The organism is uncultured Gimesia sp. (assembly GCF_937919775.1).
Classification (GTDB): domain Bacteria; phylum Planctomycetota; class Planctomycetia; order Planctomycetales; family Planctomycetaceae; genus Gimesia.
Window position 1 is genome coordinate 1 of sequence record NZ_CALFPF010000295.1, and the last position, 22,239, is coordinate 22,239.

Sequence of the window (22,239 nt, forward strand, 5' to 3'; positions counted from 1 at the left end):
GCACGCTATCAACTGGGAATCGCGATGGCGTCTTCCGGCGATTATCAGGGAGCCATGCCACATCTGATTCGTGCCGTTGGCGAAGCGGAAGCCCATTATAACATCGGATACATTTTAAGAGACCGGGGACAACTGCAGGCCAGCGAGCAGCAGTTCCTCCAGGCAGTTCTGCTGAAACCCGAATTCAACGAAGCCCAATACTGGCTCGACGAAATCCGTCGCGAAAAAGAAAACCGTCTGATGCTGGCCGGAGTGACAACCGGCGAAACGAAGGGCCTCAATGCGGGAGCACAACAGGCCTCCTATTCACAGACAAAAGCGCAAGTCAAACAACAAAAGCCGGGTGTCGCGAAAGGGATGAGTCCCGTCGGAATCTCCCCGGGTCCCACGTCTGCCGCGGGTGCCACAAACAATACAGAGTCTGCCACTCCACCGGCCAACCTGACCGCCGAACAACTGGAGCAGTGGCGTAATCAACGCCAGCTGTAGTTCTGACATCGCTCTCATTGAGTCTTAAAAAAAACGAGCCCCGATTAAAACCGGGGCTCGTTGCATTTACTGTTCGCGATGTTTGATTATGCCGAAGCAGGAGCACCCTGAAGTTGCTCGGCCAGCTTGCCGCTCAACCGTTGTAACAGTGCCAGCGATTCTTGCGCCTGTTCTTCCGTCATGGTCATCGGCGGACTGACGCGTAATACATTGCCGGCCAGTGCGCCCAGCAGATGAATGCCGTCTCCGTCTTCCTCGCCCAGGTAACAGGCTTTGACCAGTTCGATGGCGACTTCCTGGCTGGTTTTGCCGCCCAGTGCGGCACATTCGATTCCAAACACCATGCCTTCACCCCGGACCTTGGCAATGATGCCGGTTGCTTTCAGGCCTTGCAGTCCTTCCAGATAAATTGCGGAAAGCTTCTGCGTATTTTCCATGACGTTGGTGCCTTCGAACTCGTCCAGCGTTGCCAGCACAGCGGCAGAGGAGAGTGGATTGGCACTCCACGTATCAGAGGCTTCGCCGTATTTCAGGCTGGCGATGACGTCGTTCCGTCCGACCGCAGCAGCGACGGGGACGCCGTTTCCGAGTCCTTTGCCGAGTACGACAAAATCGGGTTCGACCTGATACTTTTCAAAAGCGTACATACAACCGGTTCGACCGAAGTTGGCTTGCACTTCATCAAAGATCAGCATGATATCGTGAGCACGGCAGAAGTCCTGCAGTACTTTATGGTATTCCACCTGTGGATGATAACTTCCGCCGCCGCCGAGATACGGTTCGGTGATCAGACAGTTAATCCGCGTGCCAAATTCTGTCCAGAGGTCTTCCAGTTCTTTCTGATACGCGGCTGTGTCCAGCGTTTGATCATATTTCGCGATATCATCACATTCGGTACGCGGGAAACTGATAAACTTCACGCGGGGATCGCGATCGGCGTCTGTTTCTGAACCGGTGACGGCGCCCGCCAGCCCTTTTTTGCCGTGAAAGCCGTAGCGGGTGGCCAGAATAATATCCCGCTGAGGATCACGGTGTAGACAGGCCCACAATGCCTTTTGCACGGCTTCTGATCCGGAAGCGGCCCACATGACTTTCTCGCAACGATTGCCCCCTTTGAAAGATTGAATGTTGGCGAGCAGACGTTTGCTGGCTTCGGTTTCGATTTCCGTGACCGCGTTATAAGCTGTCAACGTGACGGCTTCAAAGTAATCTCCTGCGCCTTCGCCGGTAATATGTTCCGGTTTCCAGCCCAGGTATTCACTGAAGCGTTTCATCCAGCGACGGGGGTTGTGTCCCAGGTTGGCGACCAGCACGCCGGAAGTGAAGTCATACAGACGGCGTCCTTCGGGAGTCCAGTGAAAACAGCCCGCAGATTTCGCGAGAACCGCCTGGCTGGGGGTGAATGTTCTTAACGCCAATGGTTCGGTCTGGAACAAGTCCTCGCGGATGGCATTGGATTGATTTTCATTGTCAAATTGAATGGCTGTAGTCATGGTTTTCTCTTTTGTGTTACTGGATGGATCACGGTTATTGATAAAATGTTTTCAAAGTCGTTGTAGAGTTGTCGTTTCAGAGTCAACGTGAATTAAACGGTTCCTTCATAGAGCACTTCCGCTTCCGACGAACCGGGACGATAAAGCACCAGGCCTCCCTGTTCATCGTTTACGCGGACAACGCAGTCAGGCTCGCCTTGAACATGTTTTTCCAGAATGGCTTCCAGCGCCTGCACTGCGGCGACGGTCTGGCGGTCGGCGGATAAATCGTTGTAACTCAGCGATCGGGCTTCTTCCAGGCGTTGCTGACGTTCCGATTCGGGACCACCCAGCTCGATCATTGCGACTTCGCGGGCGAAACGCTCGATGACTTCGATGCCATAGCCGCGCTGCGAACGTGCGCCCCAGGGTTCGACAAAAGTGCCGTTATAGTGGTTGTTCATCGAGTTTTTGAGCGTGAACGGCGTTTTGTCTTCCACCGTACATTCAACGCCACGCTTGCGGGAATGGCCGTTCCACAGACCGTTGTCGAAACGAAACTGGACCTCCTGCTCGACGTAACCGGGGAAATTGTCCGGCGTGACCCAGGAAGTATGAATATCAAAGGCGGCTTCGCGACCGGAGTCATATTCGTAGACCATTTTCATCTGGCAACTGTCCCAGGTCGGTCCGTCTTTATCGCCGACCAGACCACGCTGACCGGAGGCGGTAATCGTTTTCAGTTTTCCGCCGAATGTGAAATCGATCAGTTTAATGTAATGCACGGCAACATAAGTTCCCGGATTGCGGCCGGTGATCCACTGGGCAAACTGGCTGCCGGAAATCGACTTGGGTTCCAGCAGAGAACAGTAGCCGTTATTGACGTGTTGCAGGACATCGTCATAGACAAGGGTGCGCAGTTTTTTGTGATCCGGGTCGAGCAGTTTGTGGTACACGACCTTCGCGACGACATTGTTTTTCTCCGCCAGCGCGACCAGTTCATCCAGTTCCTGCAGTTTCAGTACGGAAGGTTTTTCCACGATCAGGTGTGTGCCTGATTCGAGGACCTTTTTGCAGGAATCAAAATGGCGATCATCGGGAGAGGCGACGCAGGCAAAATCCAGTCTCGAAGCCACCATCTGTTCAATCGCATCTTCGCCGGCAAAACTTTGAAACCCGCCGACCTTCTCCCCGCGGTCCGCCAGATATTTTTCTGCCCGGGAGCCGGTTCGTGTGGCGACGGCGGCCAGTGAAATCTCAACGGGACCTGTAGCGCGCTGGTACAGCCCGGTTTCGTGTACGCTTTCAAAAAAGGGACGATACGTCTCATCGACGATCATTCCGAATCCGACCAGACCCGCTTTCAGCCTGGGGAGGGGTGCTGCAGAGCTCATGAAAAATATTCCTAAGTGAATTCAATATTGATGGTTTTATGGATGTCAAATCCAGTTTTATTGCTATAATGAAGTGCATGGTAAGTTTGTAATGCTTCAGTACAGCTTAAAAGTGAATTCACTTTATGGTCCGGAATCAGAATTGTCAAGTCTGTCAGGCAATTTGACAGGAAAAGAATCTGGTGTTTCAATAAGTGCATGCACTCCATAGGACTCGGACAGGATTGTTTCCGGCCGGTTTCCCGAATATTCGCAGTGAAACGAGACTCTCGTGATTAAAGACACCTCTTTGTTAGCTGATGCGAATGGACAAATCGTCACTGAAGATGACGATAGCCCTTCGCTCGTCGATGAAGTTTATCAGAAATTGCTGCTGCGTATCATTCGCTGCGAGTTTCCCGGGGGGGCCGAGCTGAAAAGCACGCAATTGGCGCGTGAAATTGGCGTCAGCCGGACTCCCGTGGTGCAGGCGTTAGCGCGGTTGCAGGCAGACGGGATTGTAATCCAGCAGAAAAATCATCGCGCGGTGGTCCGGGAAGGTGCGGAAAACTGGCTGCTGGAAATTCATGAATTGCGGCTGTTGCTGGAGCCGTCTGCCGCCGCGATGGCGGCGCAGCGGATTCCTGAATCGGAGGTGGCCCGCTTGCAAACGCTGGCGGCTGAGGTCAAAGCGTGCCAGCAGCAGTATGAAGACGGGAATCAATCTCGCGAACATTTACAGAAGTGGGGGGCGGCGTCCCGTGCGTTTGATTACGCGTTGCATCTGGCTATCGCCGAACATTGTGGAAATTTACCGATTTCAGAAGCCATTCACAAATGCTGGAGTTATAAGCGGGTTTCTTATTCCGCAGCCGATGAATCTCCGGAAATCATGACACGCGGACTGTATGATCACACTGTTCTGTTGGATGCATTGCAGAATCGGGATTCCGAGACGGCATCCGCCGCGATGACCATGCATTTACGAAATGCGTCTCGAATGCGGCCTGATCGGTTGATTGTGTGAACTTTTCGTGACTGTGGGACAGTGAAATCAGTCACGGCCTTTGAAAAAGCGAAGTGGAACTTCGCGTAGCTCTTGAAACTTATCCGAAACCTGTCAAAAATGGCTCCGGCGTGGTCCATTCGATTGGCCCATTCTTATCCGCTTACGATTTAATAACAAAAGGCAAACCTCCGTCATGTCAGATAATCCCCGTGTGATTTTAAGTGCATTTGCAGATGAAGCAGCGAATCATAAAACAGCCATCGAGCAAATGGTGGCGCTCTCTGCTTTGGGACTGAAGTATTACAGCCCCCGCTTTATTGATGTGTACGGTGATGGAAACGTCAAACATGTCGTTGACCTGAATAAGGCGGAATACAAGGCCTTACTCAAGCTGCACGATGAGTATGGAGTGAATGTCACCAGTATTGGCGCCCGCGTGGGCAAAATCAAACTGGTAAATAAGGACGATGGTTCGCATAACGTGTTTGTGCCGTTCAAAGACTATTTGAAAAAAGAAGTCGCGAATACCATCAACGCCGCCACAACACTGGGCACGAAATTGATTCGCGGTTTCTCTTTTTATCCTCCCAAAGGGGAAGACGCGAAACCGTATATGAATCAGGCCGTCGATCAGATCGGACAGATTGTGGATCTGTGTGCAAAAGCAGGGCTCGTGTATGGTCTCGAAATCGAGCCGAATCTGATTGGCGAAACCGGGCCTTTACTGGCCGAGCTGGCGCGCAAAGTCAATCGTCCGAATATGGTCACCATTTATGACGGGGGAAATATTGCGGCGCAAAATAAAGATGCGATGCAGTGTTTGAGCGAGTTCCGTGATATGAAAAAATCGATGGGCTGGCTGCACATTAAAGATTACGCCGTCGATAAGACTCTGGAATGGACGGGCGTGGTCGATGAAGAACGTTTGAAAAACTTTGTGCCCGCCAACGTCGGCGATGCCGGTCATGAGTTTGTTTTGCGCGAACTGCGCGAGATGCTGCCGCAGATGGAAAAGAAAATGAAAAAGCTGGGTGTGCCCGGTGTCTTCCTGGAAGTCGAACCGCATCTGAAGGGGGGCGGACAGTTTGGCGGCTTCAGCGGTCCCGACGGAATCGGTGTGGCAGTGCGGGCGCTCTGCTCGGTGCTCGATTATGTGGGCATTGATTATGATCTGCGGACTTTCAAAGACATTCAAGCGTTGCGGGGTTTCTAAGGAAATCGTCGCAGTGACCGTTGACCGTCGCGTTTCAGGAAGAGTTGTTTCAAGAGAAAACTGTCGAACTCCTGTTTCATCTGCTATAATTTCATCAAAGTTGCTCAAGAGTAAAAACGAATGTCTTTTGACCCGCGACATCTGCAGGACATCATTGCCTGCCCGAAAACAAAAGCGAAACTTGTCTGTGACGGCGATTTTCTGGTTTCTGTCGATCCGGCAACGCGACTCAGGTATCCCATTAAAGACGGGATACCTGTGATGCTGGTTGACGAAGCGGCCGAAGTTTCTCAGAACGAGTGGGCGGAAATCATGCAACGTCACAATCGAAATCCGGAAACGGGAGAATCCGTCTCCTGATCCATTTAATCTGCCAGAGGAGTTAAGATGAAGAACGCATCGCAGAAACTGCTGTCCTGGAACTGCTTCATCGGTTGTTTGAGTTTTTCTCTGGTTAGTGTGGTGCTGTTTCTCTCCGTGTTCGCGGCAGAGCCTGCCGTCTCGACTTCGAAGCCGGAACAGGATGAGTCTGAAAAAACGCTTTACACCTATCAACGCGATCACGATCCCAACGGAATCGGCAAATTTTATCGGGGACGGGAAATCGCCCACGTGATGGGATATCAGGGTGCCCCCTGGCTGGAACGAAAATCACGGGAGCAGGAAGAGCGACTGTCGCTGCTTCCTAAAGCGCTGAAATTGCAGCCCGGCATGGCGATCGCCGACATCGGTGCGGGCAGTGGTGTGATCTCGGTGATTCTGGCAGAACATGTGAGTCCCGGCGGAACCGTGTATGCCGTCGATGTACAACAGGAGATGCTCGACCTGCTGGATCAGAAACTCAAAAAAGCGGGCGTGGATAATATCCAGCCTGTGCTGGGAACTCAGAAATCACCCGGACTCAAACCGGCTTCGATTGATCTGGCGATTATGGTGGACGTCTATCATGAGTTTGAATTTCCGTATGAAATGATGCTGGAAATTTCCAAAGCCTTAAAACCCAAAGGCCGCGTCGTGCTGGTCGAATATCGCAAAGAGGATCCGGCTGTGCCCATTAAACTCGTCCACAAAATGTCCGAAGCGCAGGCAAAAAAAGAGGTCGCCCGCCCGGAACTGAATCTGAAGTGGAAAGAGACCATCGGCATTCTGCCTCGGCAGCACATTCTGGTGTTCGAGAAAACCGAAGCGAAGTAAGCGGCGGTCAATCAAAACATGCTCACACCGGAGTGCGATGTGAGCATGCGATTCGCTAAGGTCTTTCTGTTTCGAGAAGATTAATATTCGCTGATGACTTCCCCTCCCGAAATCGTGCCCAGGGCAGTGTAGATGCCGAAATCAATGCTGGAGCCGATCAAGCGAACGGAGCCATCACCCAGCAGAAATTGTGCGAAACCCACATGCGGGGCGGAAACATCGCGGTCATCACTGGTGGGGGCATTGGGAACGTGGCCCGTTTGAAACAGAACCATATGGCCATGGTCGTCCGTCGGATCTGTGATCTCACGGACCGCACCCGCCCAGGTGGTTTCATATTCGAAATGGTTACCGTGTGCGGCACCGGTTCTGAATACGCCATTCTGCCTCTCGCCTGCACATAAGGTGTTGGAGAGCCCGTCGGTCACATCTCGGGAACGCGTTGCACTGTTGCGACTGAACATGCCGGTTCGCTTCTCTTGAGTCGCATCCAGGTCGGGCGGTCCGAAATTGCCCACGTAACAACCCATCGCATAACGTTCCGCAGCACTGCCCATCTCGATAAATCCGTTTCCGGAAACCGGATCGGAAGGGCAGAGCAGGGCCGGAAGATGCTGTTCCCGGGGTATCCGATTCACAGCGCTGAATACAGGTTCTTCCAGATCAAACTGATTGTACAAGTTTGCCTGATCGAGCATGGGCAGAATCATCGTAATCCAGCTGAACCCGGAATTGTTCCCGACGGTGCCCGGTTTATAAACATAACCCGGAGGGAAGCAACCGTGGGTGTCTTGGTAATTATGTAACCCCAGTCCCAACTGTTTCAGATTGTTTTTACACGAGAGTCTCCTGGCTGCTTCTCGCGCCTGCTGTACGGCAGGCAGCAATAACGCAATCAGGATGGCGATGATCGCAATGACGACCAGCAGTTCAATCAATGTGAACCCCGGTCGGTGTGTTCTTTTTTCTTTCATTGAATTTAAACCAGCTTTCTGTCGAAGCACAGTCAGCGTACGGCGCAATATCTGCGCGGACTCTGACTGTCTTCTCTGAAGAAACATTCTTGTGAAGCGGGCGCACAAACTTCCCGGCAGACATGCATCAGCATGCAGGCGAGGCGATTGAGACGCACCAATCCTGTCAGACGCCAACAATGGCACCGCAACAGGAATTACGTGAATGAAACAGAAAGCGCGGTTTCAGGAGGCGGGACAGGGGGAGGTTCACTGACCGATTGATAACTCGACGCAGCAGGTGTCACAGTCCATACATGACCCTGCTGATTCGGGAGTTGCTTTTTCAGCGGGGGAAGCACGGATTGCCAGGAGGAAACCCATTCGGAAATCAGTTGTGTCCAGTGAGGGGAGGAAATGAGCGGCCCGTGATTTTTGTGTGAGTGTATCAGTGCTGGCGACGGTTCACTGCCCGATGCAGGGGCTGTCTCGTGTGAGTGCGTCTGTTCTGCGACTTCGGTCGGGGCCTGTTTTGGACTTTGATTCTCAGCGTCGACGTTCAGCGTGAATTCCCACCAGAGCAGAGAGACGTGAATATGCGTCTGCGGCGCGTTTGTCATTTCCGTCGTCGGTGAACCGTGATGGTGCTGGTGGTCATGCCCGTGATGGTGGTGTGAGTGACCGTGCGAATGGCTGTGGCCATGCGAATGACTGTGATCAGCGCGGCCGTTTGAGTGCGTATGTTCCACCTGAACCTGCAGAGATTGAAGCAGAATCCCCGCCAGGCCGAGTGCTCCCAGAACCCACGATAATTTTCGAACCATACTTTTCATGACACTTCGACAATAATTCCAGCAGCCCCCAAAATCAATCATGGTCTGGTAAAACCGGTTTTCTCTTCACAAAATAATATTCAAATAGACACGCGGGCTGTTCCGTAGCCGATTCAAACCGGTGAAATCGCTGCCGGGTTTGAATGGGACAACGTACCATTTTGAACTGTTTCAGCCCCCAATTATGCAGGAAAACCTCGGTTTTCATATCGGATTGACCCATTTTTCTGATCCCTGTATACTTCGCCGCGATTCATTACCAGTATCATTGCGGACTTTGATACAGGCGTTGTTATTGCTGAAAATCAAGGATTCAGAGATTGATCTCATGAATCATGAAGGGGCCGGTCCTGGTGAGAATTTCAAATCAACTGAGTATCATTTTCTAAAGGGTAATGTTGGTAAATGATGATCGGCGGCTTGATTTTACCCGGCTTGATATTATTGAGTGTTTTTGTGGCCTCTCTGGTATGTACCGGATTGATTATCAAACTGGCTCCTCGACTGGGGCTGGTCAAAGAACCTACCGGCCGCTGTTCTCATGTCGCACCCACTCCCCGCGGCGGCGGAGTGGCTTTTGTGATTACCTGCCTTTCCACAATCGGTTTGCTGTTCTGGAAAGATTTGATTTCAGGCAGCTCGATTTCCACAATCTTTTGCGGTGGATTCCTGATAGCTGTCATCGGGTTCTGGGATGATTTGCGCCATCTTCCCGTGCGATATAGACTCTGTGCGCAGTTCCTCATCATTTCTGTTTCTGTTTATGCAATTTCTCCTTTGCCGACTGTGGAACTGGGGGGATTCAAACTGGATGCCCCCTGGATGTTGTGGGCGATCGCCACTTTCGGAATGGTCTGGTGGTTGAACCTGTTCAACTTTATGGATGGCATTGATGGTCTGGCAGCCACCGAAGCGATCAGCGTGCTGGTCATGGCGAGTATTCTGCTCTGCTTTCAGATCCCCTCCGTTTACGCAGACTATTCTGTGGAACAGGCATTGCTGCTGCTGCTGTCCGTTTCTCTGCTGGGATTTATGGGGGCAAACTGGGCTCCTGCAAAAATCTTTATGGGTGACGTCGGCAGTACATTTCTGGGATATATGCTGGGCATGCTGGCGTTGATGACGATGGTTGCCGGCTCGTTGAATCTTTGGACCTGGTTAATCTTACCGGGCGTCTTCTGGGTTGATGCCACTCTGACTCTGCTGCGGCGCATGATCAGAGGCGACCGCTGGTATCAGGCCCATCAAAGCCATGCTTACCAGAGGGTGTCGCGATTACTGTCCGGATCAGAAGGTCAAATTAATCTCCGGCATAAAGCGCACCGCACAGTTACCTTAAGCGTGCTTGCCCTCAACGTCTGCTGGTTGTTTCCTTTAGCTGCGTGTTCTCTCATCTGGCCGGAGTCGGGTATCTTATTTGTGGCGATTGCTTGGATGCCCTTGATTTTACTGGCCGTTTACTGTGGCGCAGGAAAGCCTGGAAACATCGAGCTGTCCAGGAAAAAATCAGAACCGGTCGCAGGGGTCAAAGAGGGAATTTCGTTAGAGGTCTGAAGTGGATGTCAGAATGCTCAGACCTCAACATCGATTGGCCGCAACTGGAAATTTCTCGGCTCAAACTGAAAATCGCGGCTGGCATCTGCATGGCTGAAAGTGAGATCGACGTTCATTCTTTCTGCCATCCCCATCGTGAGATTCCTGAAGCGAGGCAGGAATTTAAAACACGCCGCACCGATGCGAAACACAAAGATCGGTATCCGCAGATAACGCGGCTGCCTGCCCAGCGCTGAAAAGACCCTTTTTATCATCTCGTCATAACAGAGCGTTTCCGCGCCGGAAATGTTATAGGCCTGATTGGCAATGTTTTGCGCTCGTAATGCCTGCAGGCAGGCCGTCGCGACATCGTCTGCATGAATCGGCTGTCGTAAGCCTTTCGCTCTGCCCAACAGCGGAAAAAATTTCAGCCGACGAATCAACCGGGCAACCGCAGCAATATTTTTATCTTGTCCGAACCCGTAGATCAGCGTCGGTCGTAAAATGATCCAGGCCACGCCATTTTCTTCAGCCCAGTTTCTGAGCCGGTCTTCTCCCTCTGCCAGCAGGCGGGCAATCTTCTGTTCTGACACGTCAATCGATGCTGTTTTGGTGAAGCGGCTGGTGGAACTTAATACCACGATGCGTCGCACGCCGCGCTGCGTCAGCAGGTCAAAATAATCGGACAACACCCAGATGGGAGCCAGGCAGATCCAATCCTCGATTGAACCTTCAAAATCGGGAGCCTCATTCTCAAACAACTGACACCAGTAAACCGCGTCTGTTTCCACCTGATTCGCTGCAGGTTTCTTTCTGGTGAAGGCGACGAAGTTTTCATCACTGTTTTTACAGCCATGGATCTCAGGCGTGAGCAGTCTCTGCCCGACCAGGCTGGTTGCGCCCAAAACACCAATCACGCGTTCCGATTTTTGCATGCTTCTGCAGGATCCCTCAGTCGGCTGTGATACTCACAGGGAATAAAATCTGTTTGAGTTCTGCTAACGAACCGGCGAAGACATCTGCCGTCTGTTTTGCCTGTTCACTCACAGTATGCCCGGTTCCCACCAGAGCCGTTGTTCGCAGGCGGGCTGACTGACCGGCTTTGATATCAGATAATTTATCGCCCACCAGAATTGATTCCGACAGATTCAGATTGTGCTTTTTTGCCGCCTCCAGCAGCATGTTCGGCTTCGGTTTGCGACAGGCACAGTCGATCCGATAACGGCCTGTTCCCTGAATCGGATGGTGCGGGCAATAGAAGACATCGGAAATCGTAATCTCTCGTTTGGCAAATTCACTGACCACCCACGACATCAGGTCATGGAATTGCTGTTCTGTGTAATAGCCGCGGGCAATACCGGATTGATTTGTCACAATGATCAGACCGTAGCCGGACTGTACTGCTGCCTGACAAAGCTCAAAGATGCCGTCAATAAATTCGAAATCTTCAACCCGATGCAGATAATGCTTCTCTTTGTTAATCACACCATCACGGTCGAGAAATAGCGTTTTTTCAGGAGATGACTGCACCTGCATTGCTGACTCAGGCTGCCCGTCTCAGAGAGCCGGTCTGGTCCTCATACCCTGGACTCAGATCCAGTTTAAAGTTGAACAGGGCCGCTTCCACACATTCACAGAGCGTGTGTTCGAGCACCAGATGCAATTCCTGGATCTGGCTGGTCAGTTCGCCGGGAGCAATCACGCACACATCACACAGCGAGCGGATCACGCCGCCACCGTGTCCGGTAAACACAATGCTGGGAACCTTTTTTTCCCGGCAGGTTTGCACCGCTTTCACGATGTTCGGGGAATTGCCGGAGGTGGTGATTCCCAGGAAAACATCGTACTCTGTCAGTTTCCCTTCCAGTTGTCGCGAGAACACCACATCGAAACCGTAGTCATTCCCGATGGCAGTGAGAATGGAACTGTCGGTCGTTAAAGCCTCCGCTGCCAGGGAAGCCCGATCTTTGCCCAGGCGACAGACAAATTCGGCTGCCAGATGCTGGGCATCAGCGGCAGAGCCGCCGTTACCTGCGAGGTACAATCGGCCTCCATCTTGATAGCTCTGGAGCACCAGATCCACTGCTTTCGCAAATTCCTGCTGCATTGCTGTATCTTCCAGCATTTGCTTTTTGGCAGTAATGGACCGTTCCAGATTGCGGCAGAAAATTTTACTGGCCTGATACATGAGCTCGGCTCTCCGTCCCTGGTAATGCGCTCGCAAAATTCCGATCAGTTCGCAGTGGTCTATCCTGTAGACCCGCTGATGGTATTTTTGAATAGTGATGACTTCAGTTAGGCGGCAAGTATAGTGGATTTCGCAAAATTCGGGCAATATAAGTTTCCACACATTCAGGAGCCGTCGATGCACATAAGCGCCTGTTTTTGAGTGATCGGTACCGACCGGATAATTTGATTCGCTGAGCGGAAAACGGGAGGTTACAAACCGTTGTGAACACGGCTTTTGAAGTGCCACCAGAGGATTCGATTGTAAAAAATGCAATCGAAAAAGTAAGGCATTCGAGAGGCGCGATGAACGATGCTCATTTCGAATAAAAACTTCAATGGGTAAGTATCAGATGTGGTGTATACACAATCCCGCAGGTTGATTCGTCTTCAGATGACTGGCACCGTAATACAGGATAGCGAATGAAGTGTGATGCTGTGATAGAGTCGAGTTGGCTGAGCAAGGGGGGACTGCAGAGAGACAAAGAGCGACAGGCTTCTGATCGCTGAAAAAAGAGGGTGAGTAACGGGGTTCGAACCCGCGACCTCCGGAATCACAATCCGGCGCTCTAACCAACTGAGCTATACCCACCATATGCCGCTGACTGGCTGATCATTCTACCAGTTTCTATCGGAATTCTAACCAATTCTCTCACAGCTGAAAAGACACTGACTGAGACAAATGGTTCAATTCTTACGTTATCGAAGCTGATTTCGGGATGCAAGTATTCCAAGGCATCGAATCAGGAATATTTCCTCTATACGTGCATCTCCTGCTCATAATCTGTAGAATTAATACTTCAAAGTTCCCCGATGAATAACCATTGATCTTACTGACTGAAAACGGGGAAAAAGCGCATGAAAACCATTAGATTCACCTGCATGATTCTAGCAACTTTCGTAATGAGCCTTTGTCAATCCGCGTTACAGGCTCAGGATTCGACCAATTATCCGACAATTGGTGAAATCATCCGCCTCGATCCACGATTTGATCAACTGATCGACAAGGACGCTAAAATCGAGGTCCTCTCTTCCGGCTTTGACTGGTCAGAAGGACCCGTCTGGGTCGGAGACGCCAAGGATGGGTATTTGCTATTTTCCGATATCCCCCGTAACTCCGTGATGAAGTGGAAAGAGGGAGTCGGAGCGACTCTGTTCATGAAGCCGTCCGGTTATACGGGCGTGACCCCTTATGGAGCAGAGCCAGGCTGCAACGGTCTGTTTCTGGATCCGGAAGGACGCCTCGTTTCCTGTGAACACGGGGATCGTCGTGTTTCCGTGCTGACGAAAGAGGGAGGCAAGCGGACGCTCGTGGATAACTATATGGGGAAACGTTTAAATAGCCCCAATGATGGTACATTCAAATCGAACGGCGATCTGTATTTCACCGATCCTCCCTACGGACTGCCGAACCGTTATGACGACCCACGTCGTGAACTCGATTTCTGTGGCGTGTATCGACTGGCCAAAGATGGGACATTGACTCTGTTGACAAAGGAGATGACACGTCCCAACGGAATTACGTTTTCACCGGATGAAAAAACATTATACGTCGCACAGTCCGATCCCGAAGCTGCCCTCTGGAAAGCGTTTCCGGTTAAGGCGGACGGAACTCTGGGAACTGGCAAGGTGTTTTACGATGTGACATCTGCGGTTGGCAAACTGCCCGGACTGCCTGACGGTTTGAAAACAGACCTGAAAGGCAACCTGTTTGCCACAGGCCCCGGAGGCTGTTACGTGTTTACGCCGGCTGGCGAACTGCTGGGCCGCATCAGCACCGGGGAACGCACTGCCAACTGTGCCTGGGGCAATGATGGTTCCACACTGTATCTGACCGCCGATACGTATCTCGTCCGCATCCCGACCAAAACTAAAGGCCGGATTGGGGCTGCAAAATAGTGGTCATCAAGCATTGCTGAAGTTCAATCACTTCCCGGCTGCCCACTTAGTTGGGTACCGGGGCAGTGGTCGACAGGGGAGTGCCTTTGAATACAAACAGCACTTTCACTGGGGAAGTGGAGACAGTCGCGGCACTTTCATTCAGACCGAGGGTTTTTCCAGTGGCGCTGTTTGCGTTCTGATCCGACGACGGTTTTGCGGCGATCAGCGGCAGATCCATGGAGGACATGGTTGTCTTATCTAATTCCTGCTTAGCGGAGTCCCGCTGCACCAGAAAGTTCGGGCGTTGTTCCAGTTGTTCCGCCGGTATTTGCATGCGGTATCGGGTCTGGTAAGAAAGTGACTTGTCCCGGCTGGTTGCCGGTATTTTCGCCTTGAAATCAGCGGCGTCTGTTTTTTTGAGTTCCGCGTTGTTGAAGGGCAAACCTGCTTTCGCTGAATTCTGACTGAGAGCGAGTGAGGAAAGCCCCTGGGCAGCGTTACCTTCAGATGTCGGTTCTGGCTGGGTCGTGCGTTGTGCAAGCAGTTGGGGTAATTCTTTCACTTGTTCGGTCAGCGATGATGCGTCGATGGCCGGCTGCAAAGCGAGACCAACAAGCTGGTTCCGCTGCAGGTCTTTCTGGAAATCCTGCAGTGCCGCTGCCAGTTGCGTGTCGGTTGCTTCCACGTAGACCGCGAATAATTCATTTTCAGAATCATCGTCGGCCTGATCAGATTGTTTTTCCTGGCGTCCATCCTTGCTTTTGAAAGGGTCAACGACCTGGAGCTGGCGTTCCACTTCTGACTGTTTCTGTTGATTCACGGGAATATTGTTGCGTGCCAGCAGTAATTCCATCGTGCCCAGCGCCTGTTTCACATCGACGACACGCACTTCAATCACGGCGACTTTTCCCTCGATATCGTGAAAATAGGGGAGAACATCTCCGATACGAATGGTATCGACGGGAATATGTCCGGGCAAACCTGATGCCGTTGGTTTAACAGCCAGCCCCAGGTTGGCACGGTCTTCTACGACTTTCTTTTCCGCAAACGTATTCCTGATCGAAAAATTCCCCTTCAATTTTCTGGCTGAGGGGGCATTCGCGACTAATGCTTCTTTACGATCGAGTTCCTCAATCGAGAAGTTCTCTATTGCAGGTGAAGCAACCGATGGGGCAGGGATAGCGGCAACGTGCTCACCCTGCATGACCGATTTCTGTGGGTCATTCAAGGCATCGCTGTAATCGAATGAGGCAGCGTTTTTTTGCAACATGACCGTTGTATCGGCGCCAGACTGTGGTGTGGGCTGGAAAGCAATCCGATCGGACGGTGAGAATTGCAGGGCAGGATCAGGAATATTCATCAATAATACAAATAAGACCAATGCAGCGATCGAAGAGCAGGCACTGACAGCGACGGCAATGCGGTAACGCAGCAGGGAAGGAGCACGTTTGACAGCAGATGTGGTTGTTTCAGCCAGCAGAGTTTCCTGCTCAATCCTGCGACGGATGGAAGACGCCAGTTCGGGAGGCGCAGATTCCGTAGCCGTTTCGTGCAGCAGACGGGAAATTTCTCCGATCTCATGCAGTTCCTGTCGCGCTGCGGCTGAATTCTCCAGCAGTGATTCCAGCTCGCGGCGCGCTTCGGGTGAGACTTCATGATCGAAGTACGCAGACAGGTTTTCGTTTGACGGTGGGTTACTACTCATTTTGATTCACTTATCGATGACTCGTGGTCAGATCTGGAAACACGCGATTTCGGTTCTTCCTGAAAGAGCGTGTTCAATTTCTGTTTCAGTTCATTCCTTCCTCTAAAGATGCGGCTCCTGACAGTTCCCAGGGGAATTGACGTGATGTCGGCAATTTCCCCGTAGGACATTCCTTCCAATTCTCTCAAGATCAATGGTGTACGATATTCTTCCGATAATTCATTCAGCGCCTGATGAACCATCTTTTTTCGTTCGGCGCGTTCGGCAACATCGGGGGGCTGGTTTTCGGGGTGTGTATCAACCAGCCAATTGCCGGCCGGGTTGTCTTGTGTATCTAGTGTGGTGGAGGTTCGTTTGGTTTTTCTTTTCTGGGAAATTGCTGCATTAAAAGAAATGCGAAATAACCAGGAGTAAAAGGCGGCGGTCCCTCGGAACGAATTCAGTTTAAAGAATGCCTGGGTAAAACCTTCCTGGGCTGCATCGCGCGCATCGTCGCTGGAGCCCAGAACCCGCACCAATGTTCGATACAGGCGGTCCTGATATCTCAGGACCAGTTGATCAAAGGCTTCGGTACGACCTGCCAAACATTCTTGAATCAGGTGTTGATCATTGTTGGTCACAGTATGTGATTGACGAACAGGGGCCAAACTAAGTTCCCGATCTTACTGTAAAACCGGGATTTTCAAACAATTTACAGAGAGTAGTATGGATATGTTCTTATTTTTTAACACGTTACGTCAATATCAGATTGCCGGAAGAACCCAAGAATGCCGTTTTATTGTGTCAGGGCAGGCTCAGGCGACTGTTGTCGATCAAGCGAGTGGCTCCGACATAAGCGGCCACCAGAGCGACCATTTCTGATTGCGGGCTGGAAATTTCTTCCAGGGTATCCGCATCAACAATGGTGGCGTAATCCAGTTTGACCAGAGGGGTTGTATTGAGCAGCTGCCGCATTTCCGCTTTCACCTGATTCAGGTCGGCCTCGCCAGCACGAACTTTTTCCTCTGCGAGTTTCAAAGCACGGGAGAGTGCTAAAGCAGACGCGCGTTCTGCCGGAGAGAGATAAGCGTTGCGACTGCTCAGTGCCAGGCCATCCGCGTCTCTGATGGTGGGGCAGGTTTTAATTTCCACCGGAATATTCAAATCGAGACACATCCGGCGGATGATGGCCTGCTGCTGATAATCTTTCGCGCCGAAGAAGGCGACATCGGGCAGACAACTCAAGAGGAGTTTGGTGACGACAGTGGTCACACCTTCAAAGTGAGTCGGGCGAGTGGCACCTTCCAGAGTCTGGGACAGAGTTTCAACCGTGACGTGCGTTGAAAAGTGCGGGGGATACATGATTTCTTTTGTGGGGGTCCACACCAGATCTGCGCCTGCGGACTGACATTTCGCCAGATCCTGTTCCAGCACGCGCGGGTATTTGTCAAAGTCTTCGTTCGGTCCAAACTGAGTGGGATTCACGAAGATGGAAACGACGACAAAATCACAGTCACGTCGTGCCGCTTCAATCAGGCTCACGTGTCCGGAGTGAAGTGCGCCCATTGTGGGAACGAAACCGATGGAAGCATGCTGGCTGCGTTGCGTCTGGATCATTGCCCGGAGTGCGGGGATCTCTGCGACTGTAGTGATGGGGGCGGTAAACTGGTCCGACATGTTCTCTCACTTTCAGGACGGGTGTTTTTCCTGTCAAAAATCAGAGTGTGGATTCACTGATTCCCTCTGCGATCACCTGACGCAGAAATGGTCTGCTGCCCAAACCAGACTGCAGAGTCTGATTGGCAATGAAAACCGAAAGCAGTCTGAATTCAGGTTGACAGTCGCATTCCCAGAGCCATCGGCTCCACCATTACAGACCGCTGCAGCTGAGAGCAAACCCAGCAGCTGGTCAGATTTCGCGGGCAGTGACTATGTCGGTTTTTTAGGCGCCGGTCGTCGATTACCGCCGCGCCTGTTTGAAGACCGTCGCGGCGACCGCTTGGGGGCGCTGCCTTCTGCCACTGGTGGTGCTTCGTTTTTTCCTTCGTCGTCTTTGCTGGTTTGGCTCCCGACCAGTTTCGGATTCAGCAGATAAGAAATCGCTTCTTCCCAGCTGGGAACGTTCGGGTATTTGTTTTCGGTTTCGCTTTTTTCGGGGTTTGAAGATTCGACCGGTTCCGGTGTTTCTTCCGCGCCCGCTGCTTCGGTGCGTTCGGGACGGGGTCCACTTTTGCGTCTGCGAGAGCGGCGTTGTGGAGGACGATCCGATTTGCCTTCTTCATCAAGCTCATCAGAGGCTTCTGTTTCGCTGTCAGCAGGAAGCTCAGACTCGTCATCAGCCTCAGCCTCTGCCTCTGTCTCGCCTTCAACGGCTTCGGTCGACTCTTCACTCTTCCGCGAGCGGGAGCGTCTGCGTCTTCTACGTCGGCGTGGTTTTTTGGTTTCAGAGGTTTCTTCTTCTGTACCGGTCGTTGTTTCTACAGCGCCTTCTGCTACCACGTCTTCCGCTTCTTCCCGTTCGTCCTCTTCATCATGGGAATCAAATTCATCATGCGAATCAAAGGCGACTTCGTCTTGAGCGACTTGCTTTTGGAATGCGACCTCTTCTGAAACGAGACCAAAACCAAATGCGTCGGCATCGTCGAGACGTTCATCGGTGCGTGCCAGTTTTTTCTCGGCTGCGGGAGGCTGCTGTTTCTCAACTTTTTGAGTGCGGGGTTGTGCTGACTTCCTATGAGCCGGCTTTTTCGCCTCAAACACTTCTTCTTCGTCTTCGTCGTCATCAGAGCTTTTGAGGTTACGACTCACGACGGCAGAATCGTCTTCATCCCAGTTCCAGCCATCGAGGGCATCCCAATAAGTATCTTTTTCCTCTTCTTCAAGATCACCTGACTCTTCGACGATCGCCGATGCAGGGACGTAATCGTCTTCGATTTCTTCTTCCTCGTCTTCCTCCTCATCATCGAAGGCTTCGAGGATATCTTCGTCTTCCTCTTCATCCAGATCGTCTTCGTCGTCCAGATCGTCCTCGTCATCTTCAAATTCAAAGTCGGCATCGGAGTCAAGCTCCTGCTTTGCCGGAGCTGGTGTTTCAGAATATGCGGGGCTGATATCTTCATCGAAGATGAAAGAACCGAAATGGTTATCGTCCGGGTCCGGTTTTTTTGCTGCCACGGGTGCCGTTTCTTTTGATTCTGTTTGTTTCGGTTCTTCGGGAGGAAGTTCTTCGAGATCGTCAGACGAAAATTCTTCAAAATCTGCGGGTACCGGCTTGGCTTGCTTGCCGAAATCGATACCAAACAGATCACCTGCGAGAGACTCCCAGGAGTCACCTTCACCCGACGGATTGTTGCCAAAAGGCTCTTTGCTTTTATTCATATGCGCAAAATACACATTTTTCGCGAATATTTCAAGATTTGCGCCTGGGTGGAATCAGGTATATCGGAGAATTCAGCGACCTTCCGAGTATTCAATATGGTGGATTACGGCCTGTAATTTACGGGCTTTTTCCAGCATGGAATGAAACTGGGGCACCCTGGAGTAACCGACCTGTCTGGCAAGCAGGTCTGCTTCTGAGCTCAGAACGACTGTGCAGGGGATCGATTTTACCTTCAGAGTATCAGCGATTTCCCGGTCTTTATCGAAATCGAGGCGAACCGGTTCGAAGGCCTGATTGAGGTAGCGGGACATTCTGGGGTCGGACAGTGTGTCTTTCTCCAATTTGCGGCAATAGGTACACCAGCTGGCATCGAACACGATGAACACAGGCTTATTGCTTTTTAAAGAAGCCTGGTGGGCGGTTTCTAAATCCGTGTGCCATTTGATGAGATTTCCGGAATGATCTGCTGAATTGTTCTCTGATTCCGCTTTGGAGAGTTCAATAGACAAACCAACTAACAAAACAACCGAAAAGCCGATAATGACCCATTGAATCTGTTTTGGAAGTCTTTTCATTTCTGTGACTCCTTCACAAGGTTAAACCGCAATTCCTTTGCAGCTGGCCTTATATTAATGATGACTTGATGACCCGGTTAAACGCGAGCAACTTATAAAATCGTTATAAGTCATTCACTAAGCTTTATCGGTAGGATGCGGGGAATTTCTATGAACGATTCGACCGGAATCACCTGAATAACGTGAACATGGCCGGCAAAGTTTGCCTAACCGGAATAGAGCAGATCCCCTAATCCGTAAAGAGAGCCAAATCGATGGTGAGTGCACGTCGATTGTGTCTCACCACAAATTTGGCCTGATGTTTCAAATACTGATTGAATGATCAGTTTTTCTTTGGTGGCTCGGGTGTGGCGGTTCCCTTGGCATCCGTTTCAGGAGTTTTCGGTTTGTCATCCGATTTTTCTGTCGCCGGTTTCTCGGCTGGTTTTTCCGGCTTGGCAGTGGAACCAGATTCGTCAGGAGCCGGCTTCTTTGCGGGCGTTGGGCTGGGCTTGGCAGGATCAGTCGGTTTGGTTGCTGGTGTACCCTTGGGAGGAACCGCAGGCTCTGTCTGGGGGGGCGCTGATTTCTCAATCGGTTCGATCAGCGCTTTACGCGACATTCTGAGTGTTTCGAAACTGTTGGCGGAGATCACATAATACCAGTCGGCAAAGCGTTCATTCAGCTTTTGGACGAGTTCATTGCCTTTGACCACTTTATCATCGTACTCTTTCAACTGTTTTTCATAGGTTTTGAGTTCAGACTGATATTTTTTCATCGCGATTTCATATTCGGCTACGGGCCCGGTTTTTTCTGCCGGTTTGGCGGAGTCCTCTTTTTTATCAGCCGGCTTGGTTTCTGCTTTTTTGTCCGCTTCTTTTTTATCGGGCGCCGGCTTTTCTGCTTTCGGGTCGGCCGGTTTTTGGGGCTCTTCCGGTTTTTGTGGAGGATCACCAATGAATGAAGGATCGAACGAAACGGTTACAAACAGATAACGGCTGGTTTTTAAGGCGCCCTCATCGGTTTTTTCGTCCGCTTTTTTCTCGGGTTCTTTGGCGTCTGTTGCCGCCGGGGTCTTCTCTTTTTCTTCTTTGGATTTCTCGTCTTTCTTTTTCGCGCTGTTACCCACTTCGATATCCAGGGCGCTCCCGGTGAAAATTTCGCCGAAGTAAAGCGAATACACAACCCCCTGGTTCGTGGCGGCAATCACTTCGCCTTCATTCGAAACCAGCTGCTGATTTCCCTGGGGATCGCTGGCCAGGATAAATCCCTTGCTCTGCAGATCCACAAAGTCGATCGGGTCAAGTCGGAGGCTGCCCGACTTTTTCAGTTCCTGGGCAATTCCCGTGGGTTTGGGGCGGATGCCCTGAATTTTCAGATCACCCAGAGTATTGATCATCTGATTGACGTCTGCGGTATTCAGTTTTTCGGTCTCTTTATTCAGACCTTCCAGTTCCCAGGGATCGGTGGACTTTTTACGTGTGAGCGTCGAGAGTTCCCGGTTCACGATCCGCCGCTGCCGTTCGTCGATCGAGTATTTATTGACGATGATTTCCACCAGCCGATCACGTTCGACTTTCAGCAGATCGGGTTCAATCCAGTCAGAAAATTCGGAAGAAAGATCCACATTCAGCTTGGTGCGATAGACGGAATCCTCATCGACTTTGCGGACGTAGTATTCATTCGGCTGATCGGGAATTTGCTTACCGATAATAAAATCAACGAGCGGAGTGCCCCCTTCTTGAGAGAGTGTCAGTCTCTGGCCACGTCCTTTGAGATTCGTGTTGGATTCATCCAGCGGGTCGATCACGCCAAAACGTTCGTGGTCGCTTTTGCGTCTGCTTTCCAGTGCACCACGAACGACGCCAACCAGAGAGGCCGCCGTTTCAGCCAGTTCCGCTTCCGCATCAGCCGGATAATCGTGATGCGAGGGGATTTTCCAGACGCCGTCTTTGAATTCCACGTTGAAGACTTTCAGCGTGGCTGAGTCTTCGTTATAGCTGACGACACGCAGCGACTTGGCCTGTGTCGGGTCGGTAAAATCGGGATAGAATTCTTCTCCGACATTTTCGTAGCCTGTTAACTCAGTGGGCTGAGATGCTCGATCGGCTACGAAAGCGGCGATTAAAGTAGCGACGGCAATACCTGCAAAGGTCAGTGTTCTGGTCGTTTCATTCATGGCAAACGATTTTACTCAAAAACAGTGGTTTAAATTGAATTCAAACAGGACGCAGTTCAGCTTTTCACTGTTCACAGGCTGTTTCCGGAACGGCCTGTGATTATTTCTTCAGTCTCCGGTCAGGAGAAATATTCTGATTTTCATTTTTCATTCTGAAAAACAGGAAGCAGATGCCCAACAGAATCGCCGGGAACGGCGGCACGAGAATCGCATACCAGCGGATATGATCCTCGATTTCACGAATCTGACGTTCCGTCCGGGCTTTGA

At 51.4% G+C, this 22,239-nt stretch carries 20 protein-coding genes and 1 tRNA gene; 7 read left to right on the top strand and 14 right to left on the bottom strand.

Annotation, left to right across the window (positions count from 1 at the left end):
• Positions 1-489 (top strand): tetratricopeptide repeat protein (locus Q0294_RS08060; protein ID WP_299463071.1); only part of this gene is annotated, 489 nt, incomplete at its 5' end.
• An 86-nt stretch (positions 490-575) separates the two neighbouring features.
• Here Q0294_RS08060 and Q0294_RS08065 read toward each other — a convergent pair.
• Positions 576-1,982, bottom strand: a complete 1,407-nt coding sequence (locus Q0294_RS08065) for an aspartate aminotransferase family protein (protein ID WP_299463074.1) — start codon at positions 1,980-1,982, stop codon at positions 576-578.
• Positions 1,983-2,074: 92 nt separating this feature from the next.
• Positions 2,075-3,355 (bottom strand): Gfo/Idh/MocA family oxidoreductase, encoded by a 1,281-nt coding sequence (locus tag Q0294_RS08070; RefSeq protein WP_299463077.1) that lies wholly within the window; start codon positions 3,353-3,355, stop codon positions 2,075-2,077.
• A 271-nt stretch (positions 3,356-3,626) separates the two neighbouring features.
• Here Q0294_RS08070 and Q0294_RS08075 point away from each other — a divergent pair, with 271 nt between their 5' ends.
• The 4 genes from Q0294_RS08075 to Q0294_RS08090 all read left to right on the top strand — a co-directional run bounded on the left by Q0294_RS08075 (position 3,627) and on the right by Q0294_RS08090 (position 6,750).
• Positions 3,627-4,361, top strand: a complete 735-nt coding sequence (locus tag Q0294_RS08075) for a GntR family transcriptional regulator (protein ID WP_299463080.1) — start codon at positions 3,627-3,629, stop codon at positions 4,359-4,361.
• A 175-nt stretch (positions 4,362-4,536) separates the two neighbouring features.
• Positions 4,537-5,556 (top strand): TIM barrel protein, encoded by a 1,020-nt coding sequence (locus tag Q0294_RS08080; protein ID WP_299463083.1) that lies wholly within the window; start codon positions 4,537-4,539, stop codon positions 5,554-5,556.
• A 120-nt stretch (positions 5,557-5,676) separates the two neighbouring features.
• Positions 5,677-5,916, top strand: a complete 240-nt coding sequence (locus Q0294_RS08085; RefSeq protein WP_299463086.1) for a Trm112 family protein — start codon at positions 5,677-5,679, stop codon at positions 5,914-5,916.
• A gap of 27 nt (positions 5,917-5,943) precedes the next feature.
• Positions 5,944-6,750 (top strand): methyltransferase domain-containing protein, encoded by an 807-nt coding sequence (locus Q0294_RS08090; RefSeq protein ID WP_299463089.1) that lies wholly within the window; start codon positions 5,944-5,946, stop codon positions 6,748-6,750.
• An 80-nt stretch (positions 6,751-6,830) separates the two neighbouring features.
• Here the strand turns inward: Q0294_RS08090 and Q0294_RS08095 are convergent, their stop codons facing one another.
• The gene (locus tag Q0294_RS08095; protein ID WP_299463092.1) at positions 6,831-7,724 is read right to left on the bottom strand and encodes a DUF1559 domain-containing protein; all 894 of its coding nucleotides are present in this window, start codon (positions 7,722-7,724) and stop codon (positions 6,831-6,833) included.
• Positions 7,725-7,921: 197 nt separating this feature from the next.
• Positions 7,922-8,527, bottom strand: coding sequence for a hypothetical protein (locus tag Q0294_RS08100; protein WP_299463095.1), 606 nt, complete (start codon positions 8,525-8,527; stop codon positions 7,922-7,924).
• A 414-nt stretch (positions 8,528-8,941) separates the two neighbouring features.
• On the opposite strand from Q0294_RS08100, the gene Q0294_RS08105 reads away from it, so the two are divergent.
• Positions 8,942-10,090 carry a glycosyltransferase family 4 protein gene (locus Q0294_RS08105; protein ID WP_299463098.1) on the top strand — a complete coding sequence of 383 codons (1,149 nt, stop codon included), beginning with the start codon at positions 8,942-8,944 and terminating at the stop codon, positions 10,088-10,090.
• 17 nt (positions 10,091-10,107) lie between these two features.
• Here Q0294_RS08105 and Q0294_RS08110 read toward each other — a convergent pair whose 3' ends face one another.
• From Q0294_RS08110 to Q0294_RS08125, 4 genes are all read right to left on the bottom strand, one after another.
• Positions 10,108-11,004 (bottom strand): NAD(P)-dependent oxidoreductase, encoded by an 897-nt coding sequence (locus tag Q0294_RS08110; protein ID WP_299463101.1) that lies wholly within the window; start codon positions 11,002-11,004, stop codon positions 10,108-10,110.
• A gap of 16 nt (positions 11,005-11,020) precedes the next feature.
• Entirely contained in the window at positions 11,021-11,605 is a 585-nt protein-coding gene (gmhB, locus tag Q0294_RS08115; protein ID WP_299463104.1) for a D-glycero-beta-D-manno-heptose 1,7-bisphosphate 7-phosphatase, read from the bottom strand.
• Between the two features lie 7 nt (positions 11,606-11,612).
• A complete protein-coding gene (locus Q0294_RS08120; RefSeq protein WP_299463107.1) occupies positions 11,613-12,257 on the bottom strand; it encodes an SIS domain-containing protein in 645 nt (214 codons plus the stop codon).
• 556 nt (positions 12,258-12,813) lie between these two features.
• Positions 12,814-12,887: transfer RNA gene (locus Q0294_RS08125), tRNA-His, on the bottom strand.
• Between the two features lie 311 nt (positions 12,888-13,198).
• On the opposite strand from Q0294_RS08125, the gene Q0294_RS08130 reads away from it, so the two are divergent.
• Complete coding sequence (locus Q0294_RS08130; RefSeq protein ID WP_299463110.1) at positions 13,199-14,194, top strand: SMP-30/gluconolactonase/LRE family protein; 996 nt, start codon at positions 13,199-13,201, stop codon at positions 14,192-14,194.
• Positions 14,195-14,240: 46 nt separating this feature from the next.
• On the opposite strand, the gene Q0294_RS08135 is transcribed toward Q0294_RS08130, so the two are convergent.
• The 6 genes from Q0294_RS08135 to Q0294_RS08160 form a co-directional block, all read right to left on the bottom strand.
• Entirely contained in the window at positions 14,241-15,881 is a 1,641-nt protein-coding gene (locus Q0294_RS08135) for a hypothetical protein (protein WP_299463113.1), read from the bottom strand.
• Positions 15,878-16,528 (bottom strand): sigma-70 family RNA polymerase sigma factor, encoded by a 651-nt coding sequence (locus Q0294_RS08140; protein ID WP_299463116.1) that lies wholly within the window; start codon positions 16,526-16,528, stop codon positions 15,878-15,880. The genes Q0294_RS08135 and Q0294_RS08140 overlap by 4 nt, the downstream gene beginning before the upstream one ends.
• Positions 16,529-16,664: 136 nt before the next feature.
• The gene (panC, locus tag Q0294_RS08145; RefSeq protein WP_299463119.1) at positions 16,665-17,537 is read right to left on the bottom strand and encodes a pantoate--beta-alanine ligase; all 873 of its coding nucleotides are present in this window, start codon (positions 17,535-17,537) and stop codon (positions 16,665-16,667) included.
• Positions 17,538-17,789: 252 nt separating this feature from the next.
• A complete protein-coding gene (locus tag Q0294_RS08150; RefSeq protein WP_299463122.1) occupies positions 17,790-19,238 on the bottom strand; it encodes a hypothetical protein in 1,449 nt (482 codons plus the stop codon).
• 72 nt (positions 19,239-19,310) lie between these two features.
• Positions 19,311-19,814, bottom strand: coding sequence for a thioredoxin family protein (locus Q0294_RS08155; protein WP_299463125.1), 504 nt, complete (start codon positions 19,812-19,814; stop codon positions 19,311-19,313).
• Between the two features lie 322 nt (positions 19,815-20,136).
• Positions 20,137-21,972 (bottom strand): DUF4340 domain-containing protein, encoded by a 1,836-nt coding sequence (locus Q0294_RS08160; RefSeq protein WP_299463128.1) that lies wholly within the window; start codon positions 21,970-21,972, stop codon positions 20,137-20,139.
• Between the last annotated feature and the right edge of the window lie 267 nt (positions 21,973-22,239).

Excerpts from the sequence above, each read along its gene's own strand:
- Q0294_RS08105 (WP_299463098.1), top strand. The coding sequence starts at position 8,942 with ATGATGATCGGCGGCTTGATTTTACCCGGCTTGATATTATTGAGTGTT.
- Q0294_RS08150 (WP_299463122.1), bottom strand. The coding sequence starts at position 19,238 with ATGAATAAAAGCAAAGAGCCTTTTGGCAACAATCCGTCGGGTGAAGGT.
- panC (WP_299463119.1), bottom strand. The coding sequence starts at position 17,537 with ATGTCGGACCAGTTTACCGCCCCCATCACTACAGTCGCAGAGATCCCC.
- Q0294_RS08100 (WP_299463095.1), bottom strand. The coding sequence starts at position 8,527 with ATGGTTCGAAAATTATCGTGGGTTCTGGGAGCACTCGGCCTGGCGGGG.
- Q0294_RS08090 (WP_299463089.1), top strand. The coding sequence starts at position 5,944 with ATGAAGAACGCATCGCAGAAACTGCTGTCCTGGAACTGCTTCATCGGT.
- Q0294_RS08095 (WP_299463092.1), bottom strand. The coding sequence starts at position 7,724 with ATGAAAGAAAAAAGAACACACCGACCGGGGTTCACATTGATTGAACTG.
- Q0294_RS08120 (WP_299463107.1), bottom strand. The coding sequence starts at position 12,257 with ATGTATCAGGCCAGTAAAATTTTCTGCCGCAATCTGGAACGGTCCATT.
- Q0294_RS08130 (WP_299463110.1), top strand. The coding sequence starts at position 13,199 with ATGAGCCTTTGTCAATCCGCGTTACAGGCTCAGGATTCGACCAATTAT.
- Q0294_RS08065 (WP_299463074.1), bottom strand. The coding sequence starts at position 1,982 with ATGACTACAGCCATTCAATTTGACAATGAAAATCAATCCAATGCCATC.
- Q0294_RS08160 (WP_299463128.1), bottom strand. The coding sequence starts at position 21,972 with ATGAATGAAACGACCAGAACACTGACCTTTGCAGGTATTGCCGTCGCT.
- Q0294_RS08080 (WP_299463083.1), top strand. The coding sequence starts at position 4,537 with ATGTCAGATAATCCCCGTGTGATTTTAAGTGCATTTGCAGATGAAGCA.
- Q0294_RS08085 (WP_299463086.1), top strand. The coding sequence starts at position 5,677 with ATGTCTTTTGACCCGCGACATCTGCAGGACATCATTGCCTGCCCGAAA.
- Q0294_RS08135 (WP_299463113.1), bottom strand. The coding sequence starts at position 15,881 with ATGAGTAGTAACCCACCGTCAAACGAAAACCTGTCTGCGTACTTCGAT.
- Q0294_RS08070 (WP_299463077.1), bottom strand. The coding sequence starts at position 3,355 with ATGAGCTCTGCAGCACCCCTCCCCAGGCTGAAAGCGGGTCTGGTCGGA.
- Q0294_RS08110 (WP_299463101.1), bottom strand. The coding sequence starts at position 11,004 with ATGCAAAAATCGGAACGCGTGATTGGTGTTTTGGGCGCAACCAGCCTG.
- gmhB (WP_299463104.1), bottom strand. The coding sequence starts at position 11,605 with ATGCAGGTGCAGTCATCTCCTGAAAAAACGCTATTTCTCGACCGTGAT.
- Q0294_RS08155 (WP_299463125.1), bottom strand. The coding sequence starts at position 19,814 with ATGAAAAGACTTCCAAAACAGATTCAATGGGTCATTATCGGCTTTTCG.